The 20,905-nt window shown below is 42.6% G+C and carries 14 protein-coding genes; 12 read left to right on the top strand and 2 right to left on the bottom strand.

Annotated elements, in window-relative coordinates; translation table 11 throughout:
• Window positions 1-31 precede the first annotated feature (31 nt).
• From NST34_RS09205 to NST34_RS09225, 5 genes are all read left to right on the top strand, one after another.
• Window positions 32-3,943, top strand: coding sequence for a glycosyl hydrolase family 95 catalytic domain-containing protein (locus NST34_RS09205; protein WP_341127601.1), 3,912 nt, complete (start codon window positions 32-34; stop codon window positions 3,941-3,943).
• A gap of 211 nt (window positions 3,944-4,154) precedes the next feature.
• Window positions 4,155-5,528: an extracellular solute-binding protein gene (locus NST34_RS09210; RefSeq protein WP_341127602.1), complete on the top strand. Its 1,374-nt coding sequence runs from the start codon at window positions 4,155-4,157 to the stop codon at window positions 5,526-5,528.
• Window positions 5,529-5,614: 86 nt separating this feature from the next.
• Window positions 5,615-6,511, top strand: coding sequence for a carbohydrate ABC transporter permease (locus tag NST34_RS09215; RefSeq protein ID WP_042186594.1), 897 nt, complete (start codon window positions 5,615-5,617; stop codon window positions 6,509-6,511).
• A gap of 13 nt (window positions 6,512-6,524) precedes the next feature.
• Window positions 6,525-7,391, top strand: coding sequence for a carbohydrate ABC transporter permease (locus tag NST34_RS09220; protein WP_339246646.1), 867 nt, complete (start codon window positions 6,525-6,527; stop codon window positions 7,389-7,391).
• Window positions 7,392-7,410: 19 nt separating this feature from the next.
• Complete coding sequence (locus tag NST34_RS09225) at window positions 7,411-11,532, top strand: beta-N-acetylglucosaminidase domain-containing protein (RefSeq protein ID WP_341127603.1); 4,122 nt, start codon at window positions 7,411-7,413, stop codon at window positions 11,530-11,532.
• A gap of 116 nt (window positions 11,533-11,648) precedes the next feature.
• Here the strand turns inward: NST34_RS09225 and NST34_RS09230 are convergent, their stop codons facing one another.
• Window positions 11,649-12,014, bottom strand: coding sequence for a VOC family protein (locus NST34_RS09230; RefSeq protein WP_341127604.1), 366 nt, complete (start codon window positions 12,012-12,014; stop codon window positions 11,649-11,651).
• A gap of 204 nt (window positions 12,015-12,218) precedes the next feature.
• Here NST34_RS09230 and NST34_RS09235 point away from each other — a divergent pair, with 204 nt between their 5' ends.
• The 7 genes from NST34_RS09235 to NST34_RS09265 all read left to right on the top strand — a co-directional run bounded on the left by NST34_RS09235 (window position 12,219) and on the right by NST34_RS09265 (window position 19,648).
• A complete protein-coding gene (locus tag NST34_RS09235) occupies window positions 12,219-14,303 on the top strand; it encodes an alpha/beta hydrolase fold domain-containing protein (protein ID WP_341127605.1) in 2,085 nt (694 codons plus the stop codon).
• Between the two features lie 181 nt (window positions 14,304-14,484).
• The gene (locus NST34_RS09240; RefSeq protein ID WP_076283286.1) at window positions 14,485-15,066 is read left to right on the top strand and encodes a TetR/AcrR family transcriptional regulator; all 582 of its coding nucleotides are present in this window, start codon (window positions 14,485-14,487) and stop codon (window positions 15,064-15,066) included.
• Window positions 15,067-15,184: 118 nt separating this feature from the next.
• Complete coding sequence (locus NST34_RS09245; protein WP_218640832.1) at window positions 15,185-15,607, top strand: FMN-binding protein; 423 nt, start codon at window positions 15,185-15,187, stop codon at window positions 15,605-15,607.
• A gap of 20 nt (window positions 15,608-15,627) precedes the next feature.
• Window positions 15,628-16,149 carry a flavodoxin family protein gene (locus NST34_RS09250; protein ID WP_076283284.1) on the top strand — a complete coding sequence of 174 codons (522 nt, stop codon included), beginning with the start codon at window positions 15,628-15,630 and terminating at the stop codon, window positions 16,147-16,149.
• A 134-nt stretch (window positions 16,150-16,283) separates the two neighbouring features.
• Window positions 16,284-16,931: a hypothetical protein gene (locus tag NST34_RS09255; protein ID WP_042186601.1), complete on the top strand. Its 648-nt coding sequence runs from the start codon at window positions 16,284-16,286 to the stop codon at window positions 16,929-16,931.
• A gap of 404 nt (window positions 16,932-17,335) precedes the next feature.
• Window positions 17,336-18,145, top strand: a complete 810-nt coding sequence (locus tag NST34_RS09260) for an acyltransferase domain-containing protein (RefSeq protein ID WP_341127606.1) — start codon at window positions 17,336-17,338, stop codon at window positions 18,143-18,145.
• A 261-nt stretch (window positions 18,146-18,406) separates the two neighbouring features.
• Window positions 18,407-19,648 (top strand): RICIN domain-containing protein, encoded by a 1,242-nt coding sequence (locus NST34_RS09265; RefSeq protein WP_371915714.1) that lies wholly within the window; start codon window positions 18,407-18,409, stop codon window positions 19,646-19,648.
• A gap of 111 nt (window positions 19,649-19,759) precedes the next feature.
• Here NST34_RS09265 and NST34_RS09270 read toward each other — a convergent pair whose 3' ends face one another.
• On the bottom strand, window positions 19,760-20,785 hold the full coding sequence (locus NST34_RS09270) for a glycosyltransferase family 8 protein (protein ID WP_341127607.1): 1,026 nt from the start codon (window positions 20,783-20,785) through the stop codon (window positions 19,760-19,762).
• Window positions 20,786-20,905 lie beyond the last annotated feature (120 nt).

Genomic DNA, 20,905 nt, shown 5'->3' on the forward strand with positions numbered 1-20,905 from the left:
AGTGGTTGTTATTATGAGAGGGGATCAACGCATGCCAATCGGTAAAAGTAGATTAGTCAGAAAGACTGCAATTCTACTATCTGTATGGATCGCTTGCTCGCAGCTACTTATCAGCATACTTCCGTCTAATGGTGTTTTAGGTCCAAAAGTGTATGCAGATGTTCAGTCGGCAGCTGAAACTGCGCCTACGGCAGATAAGGATTTGTCATTATGGTATCAAGCACCGGCCACGAACTGGGAGACGCAGGCGCTCCCTATCGGAAATGGTTATATGGGTGGCATGGTATTTGGTGGTGTTGAGCAGGAGCGAATTCAATTTAATGAAAAGACACTGTGGAGTGGTGGGCCTGGAGCAGATTCAAATTACCAATATGGTATTAAAGACGGTGCTCAGCAACATGTTGATACCATAAGACAGCTTCTAAAAGAAGGGAAAATTAATGAAGCTAAGGCTCTTGTAGGGAAGATTACTGGTGTTATGGGTGCTGGTGATAGTTCTTTCGGAGCGTATCAAGCATTTGGTGACGTGTTCTTAGATTTTAACCGTCAGTCAGCGTATACGGTAACAGCGAGCTCGGATAATCCACAATACGGCGAGCCTATTTCCAATTTAACCGATGGTTCGGTAAATACGAAATGGTATTCAGGTGATGGAGCACCACCTTTTTGGGTGCAGTGGGCATATGAAGAGGCTAAGGTAATTACCGGCTATTCGTTCACTTCAGGGAATGATGTGCCTGATCGGGATCCGAAGAGCTGGACGCTGAAAGGCTCGAATGACGGGCAGCAGTGGACCCCGCTAGATAACAGATCCAATGAAGAGTTTGCAAGCCGCAAACTGAAGAAATCATATACTTTTTCCAATGCTACAGCTTATAAATTCTATAAATTCGATCTTGTAAGCAAGGGCGGAACGAAAATTCAATTGTCCGAGATGGAGATGACAAGCGCATCGGGGAACAGCGGTGCTCAGACGTACTCTGATTATCGGCGTGAATTGAATCTTAATGATGCCATGGCAAGAGTGTCCTATACTTCGGGTAATGTAAAATTCAAGCGGGAGTATTTCATCAGTTATCCGGATAAGGTCATGGTGTTGAGACTGACAACGGATGAGCATCAGCCGATGACCTTCGATGTTCGCCTTACTGGAGCTCAGCCGTCCAATACGGTGAAGGGGGAAGGAAATAAACTAACGCTAAGTGGAAAGGTACCCAGTAATAAGATGGCATACGAAGCGCAGCTTCAAGTACAGCATGAAGGAGGAACTGTAACAGAGAAGGATGGGAAACTTACCGTGAACGGTGCGAGTGTTGTCACGATCCTGATGACCGCTGCAACAGATTATGCCAATAATTATCCTACGTATAAGAGTGACAAGACGCCAAAAGAAATTGTAGAAGCGAACCTAAACGCAGCATCCGCTAAATCATTCAATCAGTTGCGTGCATCCCATTTGACAGATTATAAGGAACTGTTCGATAGAGTCTCACTTGATCTTGGTGGGGTTGCTACAAATCTTCCTACGAATGAGCTTTTGAATGGTTATAAAACGAATGTTAGTGACGGAGAGAAAAGAAGCTTGGAGGCATTATTTTTCCAATATGGCCGTTATTTGCTTATCGCATCCTCCAGGGAAGGCTCACTGCCTGCTAACCTACAAGGGGTATGGAATCAAGTAAATAATCCACCATGGAACAGTGACTATCATACGAATATCAATGTGCAGATGAATTATTGGCCTTCCGAGGTTGTTAACTTAGCGGAAACCGATATTCCGTACATTGATTATATTGATTCCCTGCGCGAGCCGGGTAGGGAAACAGCCCAAAGACATCATGGAATCGAAGGGGAAGGCTGGGCGATTCATACCGTCAACAACCCATTTGGTTATACTGCGCCAGGCTCTGATTTTTATTGGGGCTGGTCACCGGCTGCCAACGCCTTCATGGTGCAGCAGGTGTGGGATCACTATGCTTTTAGTGGAGATAAAGATCTTTTAAGAGGCCAAGTATATGACATTATCAAGGAAACAACACAATTCTGGGTTAAATACCTGGTCGAAGATTCAGACGGAAGTCTAGTATCATCTCCTTCCTACTCTCCAGAGCAAGGGGATATATCCATCGGTGTGTCTTATGATCAGGAATTAGTCTGGGAGTTGTTCACACAGTTTATCAAGGCTAGTGAAATCTTGGGTGTGGATGAACAGCTGCGTAACGAGGTCATGGAGAAACGAAGCAAGCTATGGATGCCGCAGGTCGGAAGCTGGGGGCAGGTGCAGGAGTGGAAGAATGATATCGATAGTCCAACAGATCAGCACCGCCATATCTCGCATCTGATCGGCTTGTATCCAGGTACGCTTATTAATGAAGTGAATAGTCCGGAGTTGTTTGCAGCAGCAAGAGTCACCTTGAATTCTCGTGGCGATGGTGGAACGGGGTGGAGTAAAGCGAATAAGATCAATTTATGGGCACGTCTGCTTGATGGTAACCGTGCACATAAACTGTTAGGTGAGCAGCTTAGAGGCAGCACGCTCGACAATTTGTTCGATACACATCCACCGTTCCAAATCGACGGTAACTTCGGAGCAACTTCAGGAATCGCGGAAATGCTTCTACAAAGCCAAACTGGAAGTATCGATTTATTAGCTGCTTTACCAGATGCATGGGCTACCGGAAACGTTAAAGGACTTGTGGCAAGAGGCGGATTTGAAGTGGATATGCGCTGGGAAGGTACGATCTTGAAAGAAGCATTGCTTACTTCTAAGCAGGGTAATAAGGCTTCTGTTAAATACCCTGGATTTGTACAATCCAATAAATTCAAGGTCGTTCGTGTTGGAAGCGAGGAATCCATCAACTTCACGGTGAATGGGAACTTGATTGAATTTCCAACAGTGAAAGGACAGCAATATAAGATTGTATCCAGTGTAAAGCCACCAGTGCTTCCAATAAAAGTAGATGATAAAGATCCGTCGATTGTATATACCGGAACGTGGAGTCCTTACAGTGACACAGGCGATTACAAGGGCACAGAAAGCTATAGTAATCAGCAAGGGGCTTCAGCGTCGTTCACGTTTACAGGAACATCGATTAAATTTATCAGCGCTTTGCAGGCAAACCACGGACATTTCGATGTGTATCTCGATGGAGGGCTAGTCGCAGAGGCTGTTGATGGATATGGTCCATCGACGATGAAGCAGCAGGTATTATTCCAACAATCCGATCTCTCCAAAGGGGAACATACAATTAAGATTGTCGTGAAAGGGGCGAAGAACAACGCCTCTTCGAATACCATTGCGATGATTGATGCTTTCGAATATGTTCCTGTTGAACGGAATGAACCTACTGCGATAACTTTAAGTGGACCTAAGTCGATAAATCAAGGTCAGACCTTTACAGTTGACATGGGCGTTAGCAATGTCACGGATGCGACCTATGCGCAAGACATTCGATTGAAGTACGACGAGAATCTTCTAGAGTACATCTCGGGCGAATCGATGAACGATGGGATACAGGTGTTAGAATCAAAGAATGATCCAATCGGAACCATTCGCCTAATCACGGCTAGTACGGGAACTGGTCTAACCGGTGATGCCAAGGTGCTTGAACTAAGCTTCAAAGCAAAGCCAGTGACGAAGTCTGAGTTAGCGAGCATAAAGGTAAGCAGTGCTGTATTTGGTGACGCGAATGGACTGGAGACAGAAGCCGATCTTTCAAATATCGAAGTCGAGATTAAGGCAGATGAGCAACCGCCGATAAAATCCGGAGACTTAAATGAGGATGGTAAAGTGAGCATCGGTGACTTGGCGATTGCAGCTTCGCACTATGGTAAAGATCAGAATAGTGTAGATTGGCAGACGGCTAAGCGTGCAGATCTTAATAATGACGGAAAGATCGACATTATGGACTTAGCAGCAATTGCTCAAAAAATACTGAATTGAGAGAAGGACACCTGAGTTTTTACTCAGGTGTCCTTCTTTTGTAAACAAAAAAGGTTCTATAGGACAAAAAGTATCAACTCCACATCAAAAGAGATCATGTGGTTACGTTTTTATAGCCTATATAATGGAAAAGTGTTAATAGAATTACAGTCAGAATTGCAAAATCAAGTGTGTACAGAAGTCGAGCAAGTTTATTCGAGGGGGATAGCCAATGAAAAGCAAGGGTAAAAAGAAAGCGGCATTAAGTCTAGTTATGATGTCCATTGTATTGTCTCTGGCAGGATGTGGCGGGGGGACAAATGGGGCTGAAGCTCCAGCTCCCGAGAAAACAACAGCTGCGACGCAGACTGAGCCAGCGAAGACAGACGAGCCCAAGCCTGAAGAGCCGAAAGTAGCGGGAGACCTCGAAATCCAATACTTTGTCGGTGGTTATGGAGACGGTTGGTGGAAAGAAGTCATTGGTGAATTCAAGAAGAAGTACCCAGATGTCAACATTAAAGAATCCGCAGGTTCACAAATCAACGAGCAAATGAAGCCCCGCTGGATCCAAGGTAATCCGCCAGATGTTGTATACATCGATGGAGCAGGATCGAACGAAACGCAAATGGTGCTCGACGACCAATTGATGGATATTACAGATTGGATTAAAGATGCGAGCAATGTGGACGGCGAGCCGCTTACGAGCAACTTGATCGCACCTCCACAAGACTACAGTGGCAAAAACTATACGATTCCACTCGTATTCGGATCATGGGGAACCTTCTATGATGAAACCCTGTTTACTGAAAAGGGATGGGATGTTCCGAAAGATTGGGATAGCTTCCTCGCCACAAGTGAAAAAATCAAAGCGGATGGCGTATATCCTTACATTCATACCGGTAAATACCCATACTACATCGTGGGAGGTCTCTTAAATACAGGTTTTGTATCTGAGAATGGGGACAATCCGCAGATCTTAAAGGATCAAGAAGCTGCTAAAGAAGGTTCTTTCAAAAATGATGCTGTAGCGAATACCTTGAAAAAGATCGTTGATATGAGGGACAAAGGGTATTTCGATAACGCATCGTTCGGTATGAGTCATACAGACTCCCAAATGCTCTTCTTGCAGCATAAAGATGCAATGATTCCTAATGGCTTGTGGCTCGAAAATGAAATGAAAAAAGATGTTCCAGAAGGCTTCAAATTTGGATTCATTCCTTCCGTTATGCAAAAGCCAGGCGGTAAATTTGTGGCTATTCCTTACACTAGTAACATTGCAATTGCAAAGAAGGCTAAAAATCCAGATGCAGCAAAAGCATTTATTGAATTTATCTTTACGAAACAAGCCGCAGTTCGTTGGGCTGAGCTGACTGGAGCTTTGATGAACGTCAAGGCAGATCTGGAATCTTCAGGCGCAAGTGATGTTGTTAAAACGGCAATGAAATATTTCAACGGTAGTGACACGATCGTTGCTCCTGTATTTAAATTGGCCGCGGACATTGAGCAGGCTGAGAATGATGCAACCATTGCATTGCTGCAAGGTTCTATTACACCAGAAGAATGGATGGACCGTATGGAGAAGGCGGCAGCCAAAATCCGGAAGTAAGTTCATGACTCTTCTTTCTAAACAATCAGAGGACATAGGTGCCTCTGATTGTTCTTTCAAATTTAAGGGGAGGATGGCTTACGCCCATGAAGAACAATAAATTGTGGAAACGTAATTTGTTTATTGCGAGTTTCTTGCTGCCTACGTTTGCTATCTTTTGTCTATTTACTATTTATCCGCTGTTTCGAGGCTTGTACTTAAGCTTCTTCGATTGGTCAGGTGGTTCCGAATCGATGAATTTTATCGGTATTGATAATTATAGACAATTATTCTCGGATGAGATCATACCAAAAGCCATTTCGAATGATTATTTCTTGATTTTTTGGAAGGTCATCTTAATCATGTTATTTGCAACGTTTTTCGCAGTTTCATTAACCCGTTTGAAATTGAAAGAATACGGTTTTTACCGAGTGGTGTTTTTCTTTCCGAATATCATTTCCGTAGCCGTTATCGGTGTATTGTGGAGTTTTATATACAATCCCCGTCTTGGATTCCTGAATGCATTCATCTCGTTATTTACAGGAAAACCAGTGGAAACGAACTGGTTAGGTGATTCAAACCTCGCAATGTGGTCACTTCTTCCTCCTAGTGTATGGGCTGGTATCGGATTCTACATGCTGCTCATTATCGCTTCTATTCTAGGTATTCCTTCCTCGCTATATGAAGCAGCCAGTATTGACGGTGCGGGGCAATGGCAACAGTTTACTCGAATTACTTTACCTCTGATTTGGGAGCAATTCAAAACCTCTATCATTCACATCGTAATCACAACACTGAACGGCTCCTTTATTATCGTTAAGCTGATGACGGATGGTGGCCCGGATAATCAGACACAAGTGCTCGGTTATTATTTGTATCAGATGGGCTTCAAGCAGTTCCATTTAAGCTACGGGGCAACCATCGGGGTGCTGATCTTACTGTTATCTTTAATCACTACTCTAATTTTGCAGCGCATTCTTCACCGAGAGTCCATTGAAATGTAAGGAGGAAAATACTTTGAACGATAATCCCGCCAAAAAACCACTTCTGCTGATATCAAAAATTGCAGTTCGATTTTTCCTCATCTTGTGGAGCTTGGTAGTCTTATATCCTGTTCTTTGGACATTCCTGACATCCTTAAAGGATAATCAGCAGGTTATGCTCGGGAAACCGTGGGATTTCCCATCTATTTTTCGTTTTGAAAACTATTCAAATGTGTGGAGCAGAGCAAACTTTGGAGATTACTTCCTGAACTCCATTATAGTAACCGTGGCTAGTACACTGTTATCGCTTATTATGGCTGCTACAACAGCATATATATTAGCTCGGTTTACCTTTAAATCTAGAGGCCTGTTTTATTTTGTATACGTTGCTTCAATGATGATTCCAACCACACTCGGATTGATACCATTGTTCTTTCTTCTCGGAGATATGAATTTGTCCAACTCCTTAGTAGGGCTCACGCTTGTTTATTCTGTCGGAACGATTGGCATCCTTCCATTCGGTATCTTCTTTCTGGTTGGATTTTTCAAGGCACTTCCCCGTGAGCTTGAAGAAGCCGCAACAATTGATGGATCTTCACTATACGGCGTTTTCTTCAAGATCATGTTGCCATTATCGAAGCCAGGATTAATCACAGTAGGAATTATGAATGCTTTAACGGTGTGGAATGAGTACATCATGGCCACGGTATTGATCAACGATCCAGCGAAATACACCATTCCTGTCGGAATAGCCATTATGCAAGGGGAAATGCAGTACAGAACGGAATGGGGGCCATTGTTTGCGGGTCTTTCCATTTCTATGATTCCCGTCATTGTGATGTATGTGTTGTATCAACGTCAAATTACGGGTGGGTTAACAGCAGGTGCGTTGAAAGGTTAATTATAGGAGGGTTAAGGAAATGCCGAAGAAGATTCTCAGTATCTTCATTACACTTATGATGGTGGCCGGCTTGTTCTCCAGTTTTGCAGCTGCAGCGGATGTAGCTTCTGATCTTCCACAAAAAGATGCAAAATTAACGGAATCCTATGAAATCTATCCATTACCGCAGCAACAAACCGAAGAAGAGACAACCTTAACCATTACACAAAATGTAAACGTTGTTATTGAAGATTCGATTGACCAGCCGACAAGAAAGCTGCTTCAAAGGATACTGGATTCCAAATCACTTCAGGTCACTGAGTCAGGAGCTGTAGTAGCAGGGAAAACAAATATCTTTTTGGGAACTAGAAATTCATCAGGCTATGTAGACAACTACTTCACTCAGAATATTCCCTATGAGGCGGATCACTTCAATGAGCTGGACGCTTATGTTCTTAACGTTAGCACCAAGCAACAGAATAAAGGTGTTATTGCGATATTAGGTAAAAATACGGATGCTGCTTATTATGGCCTGGCATCGCTGAAGATGATTTTTGATCAAATTCCTGATCTGCAGGTTCGTAATCTCACTATCGAAGATTTCTCTGATACTCGCTCGCGGGGATTTATCGAAGGCTTTTACGGCACACCTTGGTCACATGAAGATCGAATGAGCTTGATGCGTTTTGGTGGAGAACTAAAGATGAACACTTATATTTTTGCACCAAAAGATGATAAGTACCATAACGCGCAATGGAGAACACCTTATCCTGCAGCTGAGCTTGCCAAGATCAAAGAACTGGTGGATGTCGGTCATGAATCCAAGACGCAGTTTGTATGGGCGATTCATCCAGGGTTCAATATGATCAATTGGAACAATTATGATGCTGAACTCCAAACCTTACTTGCGAAGCTTGAACAATTGTACAGTGTAGGCGTACGTCAATTTGGACTATTTATGGATGATATCAGCACATCACAATCGTTAGTGGATAAGGACAAACATGTTAGGCTTATTACGGATGTTGCGAATTGGGTAACGTCCAAGAAAGACGTCAAATCATTAATTTATTGTCCTCCATATTATAATAAAAGCTGGACAGGAACGACTGGCAGACCCTATCTTGAAGCCTTGAGAAATGTGCCAGAGAATGTAGATATAATGTGGACCGGGAACGGCGTTGTTGCCTCTGTTAACGCGGCAGATATGCAGTGGCCCAAAGATGCACATGGAAGAGACCCTTATATGTGGTTAAACTGGCCAGTGAATGACTATAAGGATGCAAGACTGCTGCTCGGTAAAGCAGAAGTGCTCATTCCAGGTACACATAATATTTCAGGTGTAGTGTCTAATCCTATGAAGCATGCGGAATTATCTAAGATCGGTATATTCGCGGTTGCGGATTACACTTGGAATGTAGATGATTTTGATCAAGAGGAGAGCTGGCTCGATTCATTTAAGCATATTGCTCCTGAAGTTGCTTCTGAGCTTAATACGATCGCCTATCATATGAGTGACCCATCGCCTAGCGGTCATGGACTTGTAGTAGGTGAATCGGAAAATATCAAAGCTGAGCTAGCGCAATTCTTAAGTGAATACTCAAGTGGTCAGCCGATAGAAACGACGGGGAATACATTGATTCAAGAATTTGATCTAGTATTGGATGCCATCGCGTCGTTTAGAGTAAATAACACGAATGAAAATATGGAAGAAGAAATTGATCCATGGCTAAATAGCTTGCAAAATGTCGTTCTTGCCGATAAATTGGCAGTTCTCTCTGCGATAGCAATCCAGAAAGAGAATGTTGATCAGGCATGGGAAGCACTGGCTAAGGCCACAAGCGCATTAAGCTTATCCAAAACATTCAAAATTGAGAAGCTTAATTCTCCAGATGTGACGGTCGAGGCAGGAGCAAAGCGGCTGGTTCCTTTTGCTGAGCAGCTTATCAATAAACTGGATGCTCAGATTTATACTTTGGTGAACCCGGAATATGTTAAACCTCTAGCTGTAAGCTCTTATGGTTCTCCTTCAGGATTAAACCTGATGGTAGACGGAGATTTAGCAACGAACGTCTATATTCAGACGCTTCAACAGAATGGAGACTGGTATGGTGTTGATTTTGGAAAAACCATTAAAGTGGAAGAAATTGCGATCACACAAGGTAGAAATGATGCGGATCACGATATATTCCAAAGGGGGATTCTTGAGTATTCCGTGAACAGTCAAGAATGGACTGCAATCGGAGAAGAGCGTTCTGGGTATAAAATTTCTGCTTCCGGGCTCAATGTGGAGGCAAGGATGGTTCGATATCGATTGACGCATGCTGGAATACCTGGAGGTAAGCCTGATTTATGGACGGCAGTTCGCGAGTTTTCCGTAAATGCAGGTAAAGATAAGGTAGCCATTTACACCGATGTGACAGAGTTGAAGGATACTCCTGTTATGGTAGCAGATAATTCTGTGCAATTATCGAATATGAATGGAATCACATTAAAGCCATCCCAATATGTTGGGATTAATTTGAAATCCATTGAAGAGATCACGCAAGTTGCGCTTGAAGCTTCTAACGGAGAAGTTCGGTTAGAATCCTCAAAGAACGGTGTGGAATGGGAACAGATTAATGAGGGGAATGGGGCGTTTGCTAGTGCTACCTATTTCCGGATCATAAACAAGGGAACTGAGAATATCACTGTAGATTTGACAAGGCTCATGATCAAGCTGAACAAATTCTCTCCACCAATGATTACTCATAATTACGGAAGCATTTATGAAGGTTCTATCAACAACGTGTACAATGCTTCTTTAGAGAACAAGGTTTGGTTCGGTTCGATTCAATCGAAAGGGAAGTATATTCAGATCGACATGGGCGGTGTGGTGAATGTCCAGAATGTAGCTGTCGTGATTGGAGACGGTGAAGGAGATTTCTTCCGTAAAGGAGATTTACAGCTGTCGCTAGACGGAGAGACATGGGATACGATCCATACGTTTACTAATCCGAGCGATCGGAGTTTGAATTTCCCAGAGCACGAGGTGCCTTACCGTTATAAGCGAGTTCAAGTTGACGGTGGCAAGCAAGCCCGATATGTAAGATTAATTTCAACAGAAACACAAGATGCATGGCTCGCGCTCAATGAAATTTTGGTTAATGAAGGAATTGAAAGACCGGGAACTGCCAATCCGGCTATTCAGGCTGAACCTGCTGGAGTTATAGGGAATGAAGCGTCTCTGTCCGTTGATCAAAAGCTATCCACCTTCTATATGCCGGGTACTGGGAATACGGGTTCCTTAAATTATAAGTTGTCGAAGGATACAAAGGTAAAAGAAGTGATAGTTTTGCAAAATCCATCGGATAATTCAAACGCTGCGGTGTCCGTGCGAGATGCGAGTGGATGGCATAAGGTAGGTAACCTGTCCTCATCTTATAATACATTTGATACCTCCAAGTATAGTAATGTGTTTGAAGTGAAGATTCAGTGGGAGGGTTCAACTAAACCCAAAATCCACGAGATCATTACCGTTAAAAAAGACGGGAATGGTGAGGTTGATCCATCGGGTAAGATGACTTCTGTTCTGTCTGGGGTAGACACTGTAGCTGGAGGTAATGACTTTCAACTGGCGTTTGGGGTAAAAAGTGTAACAGATGCTGTATATGCGATGGATATAACCATGAACTATGATCCTAAGCTAGTGGAATTCAAGGCTGCTACTTCCTTGCGTAGTGGAATCCAGGTGCTTGAAACTGCTAATCACACGCCTGGAAAACTACGACTCCTGGTGGTGAGTGAAGGTGCGGGAAATGCTGTGACTGGCAATCTGCAGCTGTTATCCTTGGATTTCGGTACTAAAACAGTAGCGGAAGCTACAGAGAGTACTATTCAGATTGAAAAAGTGATCGTAGCAGATGCGGAAGGCAAGGAGAGCGAAACTGTTACGTCGGGCCATAAGCTCAAGATAACTGCAGAGGAGCCGGAGCCTGGTATGACTGGTGACATCAATAAAGATGGCAAAGTGTCCATCGGTGACTTAGCGATTGTCGCTGCTAATTATGGCAAGGATACCAGCAGTCCGGATTGGGCTGAGGCCAAACGTGCCGATATCAATAAAGATGGTGTGATTGATTTGAAAGACTTGGCGCTGGTAGCTCGTAAGATAACAGAATGAGTAGTAGCCTTCAACCTATAACAAATTAGCAGATATAATCAAAAAAAAGGAAGTGTCACCGCAGCCATTTCATGGCTTTTGGGACACTTCCTTTTTTTTGCTTGAAGAGTGCTAGCCTAGCTATGCTCCGCTAACTGTACCTCGAAGCCGTCCGGGTCCAGTATATATAAGAATCGCAGATGGGGATTTGGTGTGATCGGTCCACGTGCGACGGGGATGCCTTGGCTTTTCAAATACGCTATGGCATCGTCGAGCGATTCCACTTCGAAACCAACAGAAACGCCGCATTCCGGCTTCAGTGCCGGATCACTACCCTGAATAAGCTCGATTTTGGGCTGATCCACCGTGGCTAACATAACAATTTGTTTTCCTCTACTCTCAAATCTGCGGTCAATGGGAAGCCCCAGAATCCGGTTATAAAAATCAAGGGAAGCCTCCAGATCGCGCACCCTAAGCGTTACCCAATTCATTCTCAACTTCATGATTGTAATGTCCTCCTCTATCTATTTCTATGACAAAGTCGATTCTACTTAATTATACGCTTTCTTGTTCACTAAAAGTTCGTAATATTAAACCTAATTCACGAAGGAATACATAATTGTTAAATGATGCCTTGAATTCTAGAATGATGATATTGGAATTATATTACTTTTTCAAATCCAAAATCATTCTGGGAGGTTGTCATAATGAAGCGTAGGCTTATTTACGTTCTTACGATCCTAGTAATCGTTCTAGGTTCCTGGTTGTTACTGCATAACCAAGAGAATAAGAACGCTTTAGAAAGGGAAGGAAAAGAAGTGACTAACGTGATTACTACTGACAGTAGTACATCAGCGGCTAAAGTTACTGTCAATAACGGACAAATTTCGGTTCAGTACTTGACTCCCGCTTATAAGGTTACAGTGAAAGGAGATATTTTGTATGCGAGCAAGAAGAATGAGACAGATGCTCTAGAACCGCTGAAACTCGATCTGTACGAGCCGTCTGGCGATAATAACGAGAAGAGGCCTGTATTTATTTTCATTCACGGTGGTGGTTATACAGAAGGGAATAAGAACGATGCAGCAGACTTTTCTACGGGATTGGCGAAGCGAGGATATGCTGTATTGTCCGTTGATTATAGGCTGAAAAAAGATCCATTTACTAATTTCAGCCGCACACTTAATGACGCTTATGAAGATATAACCGATGTGATTAAATGGATCAACGATAACGCAGAGATTTACGGGATGGATGCAAGCCGTATTGTTATCGGTGGTGATTCGGCGGGGGGACATCTAGCCATAAACTTTGTCAATCAATATGTATCACAGGATCCTTCCATCATTAAATCTGTATTTTCTATTGTTGATATTTATGGCGGTGATCTGACGAAAAGTGCGGACAGCAAGCTGCCGCCGGTCCTCATCATTCATGGAACGATAGACAAACTGGTGCCGTACCAGCAAAGTGTTGAATTGGCCGAACAGCTGAAAGAGAAGGGGGTGTATCATAATCTACTCACCATGGAAGGTGTCGGACATGACTACAAGAATGATAAATACATCGATGAAATTATGGAGACGACAACACATTTTCTATGGAATGTCATGAATAGTTCTGATCTTGCAGAGCTGCCAGAGAATTCCGGGATTTCGATTGCTTCCGGCGATGCCTTTGATATTAAGCTGCCTGGGGCCTATCGCATTCCTGCGAAGGAGTCGATGAACATCGATTTGCCTGAGGGCTGGATACTTCGTGAGCAGGAGGAAGAAGACAGACTTCGGATACAGGTTCCGGAAGGCTTGGTGCGAGGAAACGATACACTGTTTGTCTCACGAGGCGAAGATCCTAAAACGGCAATGAGCTTCGCTGTCAATGTTAACGTAATCGACCCGCTGATGGTGAAATATGAGACATTTTATGATGAAGCTGCTAAGGAAATAAAAACTCATATGGATGTTACTAATCAGTCTACGAACAATTTCAATGGTTCTGTGGAAGCCGATTATGATACAGAACGTTCTACTCAGGGGACCTACAACGCCACTGTGGAGAATCTGGAATTAGGAAAGAGTGTGCGGTTAGAGATTCCTGAGCTTGCTAGAGGACAACGGACGCTTAAATCTTATAATGACATAGGTAATCTATTGCAGACGACGTTAGATTCCTTTAACGCGCTGTTGTTGCCAAAACTCAGTAAGCCCGTTGAAATTGATGGTAACCTAACAGATTGGAGTGATCTGGCTCGCTTTGATGTGAAGGATATCAAAATCAATTGGCGAGGTAAGCAGGATATCAGTGCGACCGGTTCCTTAGCTTGGGACGAGGATAACCTTTATCTAGGGGTAGAAGTTATAGATGACAAGCATGAACAGTCGGCATCAGGCGATGCCATTTGGAGTGGGGACAGCATTCAGATTGGGATTGGTATTGCAAACTTAGACGGAACGGTACCCTCGGAGTATCATGAACTAGGTGTGGCTCGGGGAAATGCAGGGAATTTACTCAAGTGGCGCTGGCTAACCCCAATGGGATTCAATATAAATGATGCCCTAGAGCTAAAGTATGCGGTGAGTCGTTCAGATTCAACAACCAGCTACGAATTAGCCATACCCTGGCGTGAACTGAGCCATGACATTACGCAGGTGAAGCAAGGAATGAAGCTTAAGTTTTCGCTGCTGGTCAATGATAATGACGGCGAGGGGCGTAGAGGCTGGCTGGAATACAATAGTGGCATAGGTTCTTCGAAGGATGTTAATGCCTTCGGGGATCTGTACCTGATGGATTAAGAGGATCTCATGAAACTATAAGTTTCTGTAACTATCGGGAAAACGGCAGAGATGCCGTTTTTTTATTTTATTGTCGCTCAATGAACGAAAAGATAACAAATAAGTTTTGCATTGACACATCCAACTTTTGACATTATGATATGAATGAAAAAATAATTATTCATTCATGGAGATGCGGAAAGTGGAAGATAAAAAAACAAAGATTTATGATTGTGGGAAAGAGATATTTAGCAATAAAGGTTTTAAGGATACGAATGTCTCGGACATTACAAAAAAAGCTGGAATAGCTATAGGAACTTTTTACAATTATTATCCTTCTAAGGAAAAGCTTTTTATGGATATCTTTCTTGAAGAAAATGCGAAACTCAAAAAAAACTGTATGGAATCCCTTGACATGACCCAAAGCCCTGTGATTGTAATTCGGCAGATGATGGCACTCAATGTGGAAGGCATAATATCCAACCCCATTCTAAAGGAATGGTACAACAAAAGTGTTTTTGGGAAAATCGAACAGCTTTATCGAGAAGAAACCGGCATTCAGGTGAACGATTTCTTATATGACAGCTTCCATGAAATTGTGCAGCAATGGCAAACCGAAGGCAAGATGCGAAGCGATATGGACAGCAAAATGATTATGATGGTCTTCGCCGCCATGATCAATGTGGAAACCCACAAGGAAGAAATAGGACTGGAGTTCTTTCCACAACTACTGGACCATATGATGGAACTAATCATGAAGGGTCTTACAGACTGCCCCAAATAGAACGAATGAGGCAGTTTTTTTATCTCTTAAAGTGAATGAATATAATAATATTCATTCAAAAACTGAGAAGAGGGGCATGCGAATGAACATTGTTGTAAGAAGTAAAAGGAAGATCTCAATGTGGATGGTTATACTGATCATCTTCGTCGTGATTGTAGTCATCGTATGGGGAGGGATTCTCTTAAGCGCTCCAGGGAGGCGTGAAGTTCAGAAGCTTACTATCAACGTCATTGATTTCCAAAAGCTGCGTGATGGAACCTATGTGGGAGAATATATCGGCACAAAGGATCATTCCAGAGATACCAAGGTTCAGGCATCAATATCTGAGGGTCAAATTTTAGATATTAAAATATTCAAAGGCGCTTTAGATAAAAATGGAAATCCGCTGAAAATGAAGGGGGGGATAAGCATTGGTGATTTGTTTAGACATGTGATTGAATCACAATCCCTTCAGGTAGACGTTATTAGTGGGGCAACGCTTACCTCTAAAGCACATCTTAAGGCACTAGAAAATGCACTGGAGCAAGCAAAGACGAAATAATTCGTTTCAGGAGGGCTAAGATGAACATTGCAGTCATATCGTATTCATTCACAGGCAACAATGATGCATTAGCTGGCAGTGTGGCTAAAGAACTGTCATCTGAATATTTTCAGATTTCTGAATCCAAGCCGCGGACATTGAGTTCCATTACAATGGATATGATTTTCAGCAGGATACCGTTGGTACAGCCATCACCTAATGTATTAGTGAAGTATGATTTGATCCTCTTTTTCGGGCCGATCTGGATGGGGCAAGTGGCCACACCACTCCGACCCTATTTAAAGCATTTGAAAACAAACCCGAACAAGTATGGTTTTATTTCAATCAGTGGCGGAGCGGACGGACCCAACACGAAGGTACCAGGCGAACTCAGGAAAAGAACTGGGGCTGATCCCGTTGTATTTATAGATCTGTATATCGCTGACTTAATATCGACAAATCCTAAACCGACACGGAAAGCTACTTCTGCTTACAAGTTAGATCCTGGGGATATCAAACAATTAACCAGTATAGTAGTGAAGAAAATAATGGATGTGACTTAAGTAAGAGTTGACCCATAAATAAACGGCAGAGATGCCGTTTATTTATTTTCTCCTCAACTGGTAGGAATTTGTCTATTATTAAAGTGTCAGTTCAATTCACTAGATGGTATGATAGGAGCGGGAGGGAATTTAAAATGACCAATGAGATAACAAATGAGAACGAAGAAACATTAAACGAGAACGAGGAAATAACCAATGATCCAGAAATGTCTGAGGAGGATATGAATAAGCTAGTGATGGCTGTTCATCATAACGGTCTCGTAGCTTTGAGAGTGCACTTTCAAGACGTTGAAGGACAAGTGTTGAATATGGAGGCCTACGGCCCGGTTTTTGTTTTTCACGTAAAGTCTGAGTTAGACCATGTCTATTCTTGTGGCTTTTTTCTGCGTGAATTGATTGCAAGATTCCAATCGGGTAAGGATCCTGCAGCATGGATGGCTTCATTCTTTGTTGATCTGATGAAGATTGAGGGCGGCAAAACGCTTCCAAAACCGCCTTCAAGTGAAGAAGAAGCTAAAGCGATCATAGACAATGTATTAGTTCCGCAATGTATTAAAGAAATAACTGAAGAATTTGCGCCAGAAGATGTACATGTTGGACTAGCTTGGAATGAAAAACTAGGTCCGGTTTTCGAGGCTGGATTTCCAGCGATAAGCGATGGGAATAACGTTTGTGCGTTCCCACTGCATTTATTGTTAACGCACTTGCAATTGAATCGGGATCCTTCCGAGCTGCTTGTTCAAGGCATGTATAACATCCGTAAGGAACATGGATTGGAGTAAAACAGGCTCCGAGCCCTGGCCATCCATAAAACAAAGAAACGGCAGAAATGCCGTTTCTTTGTTTTATTTTATGAGTTCTTACAATCCGTAGAGTCAATTCACTTCAGAAGCGCTTTTGAAATTCTAATCTTTTTGATGGGCATCCGTATATGGTGGATACTACCATTGATTATTTCGCGCAATCTTCCAAATCGATGGGACTTTTGGTACCACAGCCGCCATCGGAGAGCTATTACTGCAAAGCCATGAGGAGTGCGGTCAACGATTCCGTTGACAACAGAAGCACTTGATTCTATATTATGCACAACACGATATGGATTCTATAGTTATGAATTTAGCATTCCAGCGCGTGAGAATGTATATTTAAGGCTATGATTTAACGTAGTCTTTTAGGAGGTTTTCTAGTGAACATCAGAGCATTGTGTGAAGGGATAAAGCTTGATCCAGCGGCTAGACAGCAGGTTTATGAGTTTCAGATGAAAGAGGATGAATATCTAGTTTATAAACAACATTTTTATTTTGACAGATTTTCTTTTTTTGAATCTGTGAAAGCATCGGAGGGCTATCGAAAGCAACTATTATATTTATTTGTGAGATTCGCAGTAGATGCTTATGAAGAGTATCGTATTCGTAACATTGAGGATGAGATCTATTATGATACATTCTCAGATATTCAGATCTGGTGCATGCAATGTCTACGTGATTACGGTGAATATGGTATTGAAGAATATAACTGGCTGCAAGAGCATGTTCAGCTTCGTTTATTTCGTTTGGGAAGAATGCAATTTCAACCTTTTGCGATGGACAGGGATTTAGTCGTGGATGGTTGTAAAGTCTTTACCAATCAGATCGTGCTTAATGTGCACATTCCAGCGGGAGAGCCTTTATCCGTTCAAAGTGTGGAGGAATCCTTTCAGTTAGCCAGAGCTTTTTTTAGAGGTATAACTCCAGTGTTTATTTGTCATTCATGGCTGCTTGATCCGGAACTATGTGAGGTATTGAACCCAGAATCGAACATTATTCAGTTTCAAAGCCAGTTCAACATTTATGAAGTCGATAAAAGTTCCAAGGAAGCAGAAGAAAGAATATTTAGTAAACTAAGTATGACCCCTCAAGAGTACGAAGAGAACACCCAACTGCAACGGCGTGCAAAAGCCTTTTTAATTGCAGGAGGTAAACTAGGAAGTGGCTATGGGATTAAAGTACATAAGTAAGGTTGAAATCTTGGCATATTACGGATAGAGAAGACGTACACTGCAAATGAAGTGATGCGTTAACCTGACTCTGGCTGTAATAGCTGGTTTTGGGGATAGTGTTTTGTTTTATCCAAAAACGAAACCGGTTTCAAGTGTACGAGCGCGCCGTGCAATGAAATCAATAAGATCAAAGAGGTGATTCCATTGGGCTGACCCTGGGCAGATATCGTCTTAAGCATTCCTGTGTCCTATAATTTTTTCATTTATTAGGAGGAGACGATGATGTTGAGAAAAGGAAAAATGCTAAGTCTATTTCTGCTGTTTACACTCATGATTGCTCTAGTGCCTACAGGTAATTCAAGTGCAGCCTCGAACTGGAATCTGGTATGGAGTGATGAATTTGACGGGAATTCTCTGAATACTGGTAACTGGTCCGCCGAAATCGGCACAGGGAGCGGTGGCTGGGGTAACAATGAACTTCAGTACTATACTAGTCGTTCGCAGAACCTGCAAGTTACGGGTGGAAATCTGGTTATTACAGCGCAAAAAGAATCCTACGGTGGAATGAATTACACCTCTGCACGGATCAAAACACAAGGACTCAAAAGTTTTACCTATGGGAAAATCGAAGCTAGAGTTAAGGTGCCTTCGGGTCAAGGACTCTGGCCGGCATTTTGGATGCTTGGATCAAATATTGATACAGTAGGTTGGCCTAAATCCGGTGAAACAGACATTATGGAACGTGTGAACAATAATGCTTTTGTTAATGGGACGGTACACTGGGATGCCAATGGGCATGCCGAGTATGGGCAGGTATCCGGAAATCTGGATTTCTCTCAATACCATGTGTACAGCGTTGAATGGGATGCGAATTATATCAAGTGGTTTGTAGATGGCAACCAATTTAATGCTTTTTATATCGAGAATGGAACGGGAAATACGGAGGAGTTCCAAAAACCCTTCTTTATCCTGCTAAACCTTGCTGTTGGTGGGAATTGGCCTGGAAGTCCAAACGCTTCAACTGCTTTCCCGGCGCAAATGCTGGTTGATTATGTACGGGTGTATCAATCCGCGCCTACCTCAAACATCGTTAGTGGTGGGATTTATACTTTAGCCGACAAGGCTAGTGGCAAGGTTCTGGACGTAGTGGATGTGTCCACAGCAAGTGGGGCAAAGATGCAGCAATGGACCAATTACACAGCCAATAATCAGAAATTCAAGGTGGAAAGTACGGGAGACGGCTACTATAAGCTGACAGCAGTGCATAGTGGAAAAGTATTGGATGTGCCAAACTCATCAACCGCCAGCGGCGTACAGTTGCAGCAATGGGATGACAATGGTACCAACGCTCAGCGGTGGAGCATTGTAGATGTAGGGGGTGGCTACTACAAACTAATTTCTAAAGTGAGTGGATTAGCTATGGATGTAAACGGAGCCTCAACCGCAGATGGCGCAGCGGTTCAGCAGTGGACGGATAATGGTAGCGATGCTCAGAAATGGTTTTTTACTAAAGTGAACTAAAGAATCTATTATACGATCATGTTTAAGAAAAACGGCAGAGATGCCGTTTTTCAGAATGACGAGAAACCCAATTCACTGGATGGCCTTGGGTTTCTCGAGATCCTGCAGCCCCTATCTAATAGGGGCTGTATTTTTACGTTTAATACGTCGTTGATATTGAATTCTTGTGTTGATTACTGTCCCTTTTCTTCTCCTAATCGTTCTAATTAATTTCAATTGAAACAGCGAAAGGGGCGAGATTCTTGTGCGAATAATTTTAATTCTACGTTTATAAATGATTCGTCTATTACTTTTTCGCATGAACCGCCGCTTAACATAGCTGACCTTCCGTCTTCTTCGTTTTAATTTGGCTTTAAAAGCTCTCCAAGGGGTTAAATTTAGGAACTTGCGATACAGCGCAAACCCTGAGGAGTCTTTATTCCAGCATTTCTCATCCCCGGCAAAATGGACAATTTTATTATTATAGTCATGATTTGGGATGGCCATGTTAAATGAATTAAAACGGATATCGAGTGGGAGGTAATTCGCTCCAAAAACCGCATTTAAAACATCCTGGTCAGGCATGGTGACATCAGGGAAAGTGCGCAAGAAGTTCAGCATCTCTTGGTACCAGTTCGTATTCTGGCGGATATTATTCAAAGCAAATACGATCACTCCAGAATTAAAATAAATCTCGGGATTCAGCCCTTTGGCGCTCACAATAGGTGCAACATCCATAATGCCCTGATCCCAAATCGCCCCTAAATATTTTTCATTCAGCTCGACCTGCCACAGCTCCGCGATGTCTATGTTTACCAATACATCACAATCCAGATAAATAATTTTGTCAGAAGGAATTAACGCGGGAAGCAGCAATCGGTACATACTTGCATGTGTCCACATATCGATAGAATTAATATTGGCAAGAACCTGGAGCATATCTTCGGGTAAAGTAATCGAATAAAAGCTAATCGTATGCTGATGTTTAGTGGTTAATCTGGTGAGCTTTCGCTTGTTAACTTCGGTTAAAGAGGCATCATGTAAAATATGAACATGGATTGGGGAACTTGTATGATGAAAAACTGACGCTAAAACGACACCGGCATGCTCTACATATTTTCCATCCTTATCTTGAAAGGCCAAGGCAATTTCGATCATTTGATTTATCCTCTCTCTACATTAGTGTACGAATGTACCACAGTATACGTTTGCCCTGGCGAGAGGATAAAGGCATTACACCTACGATATTCACCCAATTTTTTTTGCATATGAAAAAAC

Origin of the sequence: Paenibacillus sp. FSL H7-0714 (assembly GCF_038003765.1) — a bacterium.
In the GTDB taxonomy this organism is placed as follows: Bacteria; Bacillota; Bacilli; order Paenibacillales; family Paenibacillaceae; genus Paenibacillus_AQ.

Bases quoted from the DNA above. Each gene is read 5' to 3' on its own strand.
- NST34_RS09225 (WP_341127603.1), top strand. From the start codon at position 7,411: ATGCCGAAGAAGATTCTCAGTATCTTCATTACACTTATGATGGTGGCC.
- NST34_RS09245 (WP_218640832.1), top strand. From the start codon at position 15,185: ATGTGGATGGTTATACTGATCATCTTCGTCGTGATTGTAGTCATCGTA.
- NST34_RS09210 (WP_341127602.1), top strand. From the start codon at position 4,155: ATGAAAAGCAAGGGTAAAAAGAAAGCGGCATTAAGTCTAGTTATGATG.
- NST34_RS09215 (WP_042186594.1), top strand. From the start codon at position 5,615: ATGAAGAACAATAAATTGTGGAAACGTAATTTGTTTATTGCGAGTTTC.
- NST34_RS09230 (WP_341127604.1), bottom strand. From the start codon at position 12,014: ATGAAGTTGAGAATGAATTGGGTAACGCTTAGGGTGCGCGATCTGGAG.
- NST34_RS09270 (WP_341127607.1), bottom strand. From the start codon at position 20,785: ATGATCGAAATTGCCTTGGCCTTTCAAGATAAGGATGGAAAATATGTA.
- NST34_RS09255 (WP_042186601.1), top strand. From the start codon at position 16,284: ATGACCAATGAGATAACAAATGAGAACGAAGAAACATTAAACGAGAAC.
- NST34_RS09205 (WP_341127601.1), top strand. From the start codon at position 32: ATGCCAATCGGTAAAAGTAGATTAGTCAGAAAGACTGCAATTCTACTA.
- NST34_RS09265 (WP_371915714.1), top strand. From the start codon at position 18,407: ATGATGTTGAGAAAAGGAAAAATGCTAAGTCTATTTCTGCTGTTTACA.
- NST34_RS09235 (WP_341127605.1), top strand. From the start codon at position 12,219: ATGAAGCGTAGGCTTATTTACGTTCTTACGATCCTAGTAATCGTTCTA.
- NST34_RS09250 (WP_076283284.1), top strand. From the start codon at position 15,628: ATGAACATTGCAGTCATATCGTATTCATTCACAGGCAACAATGATGCA.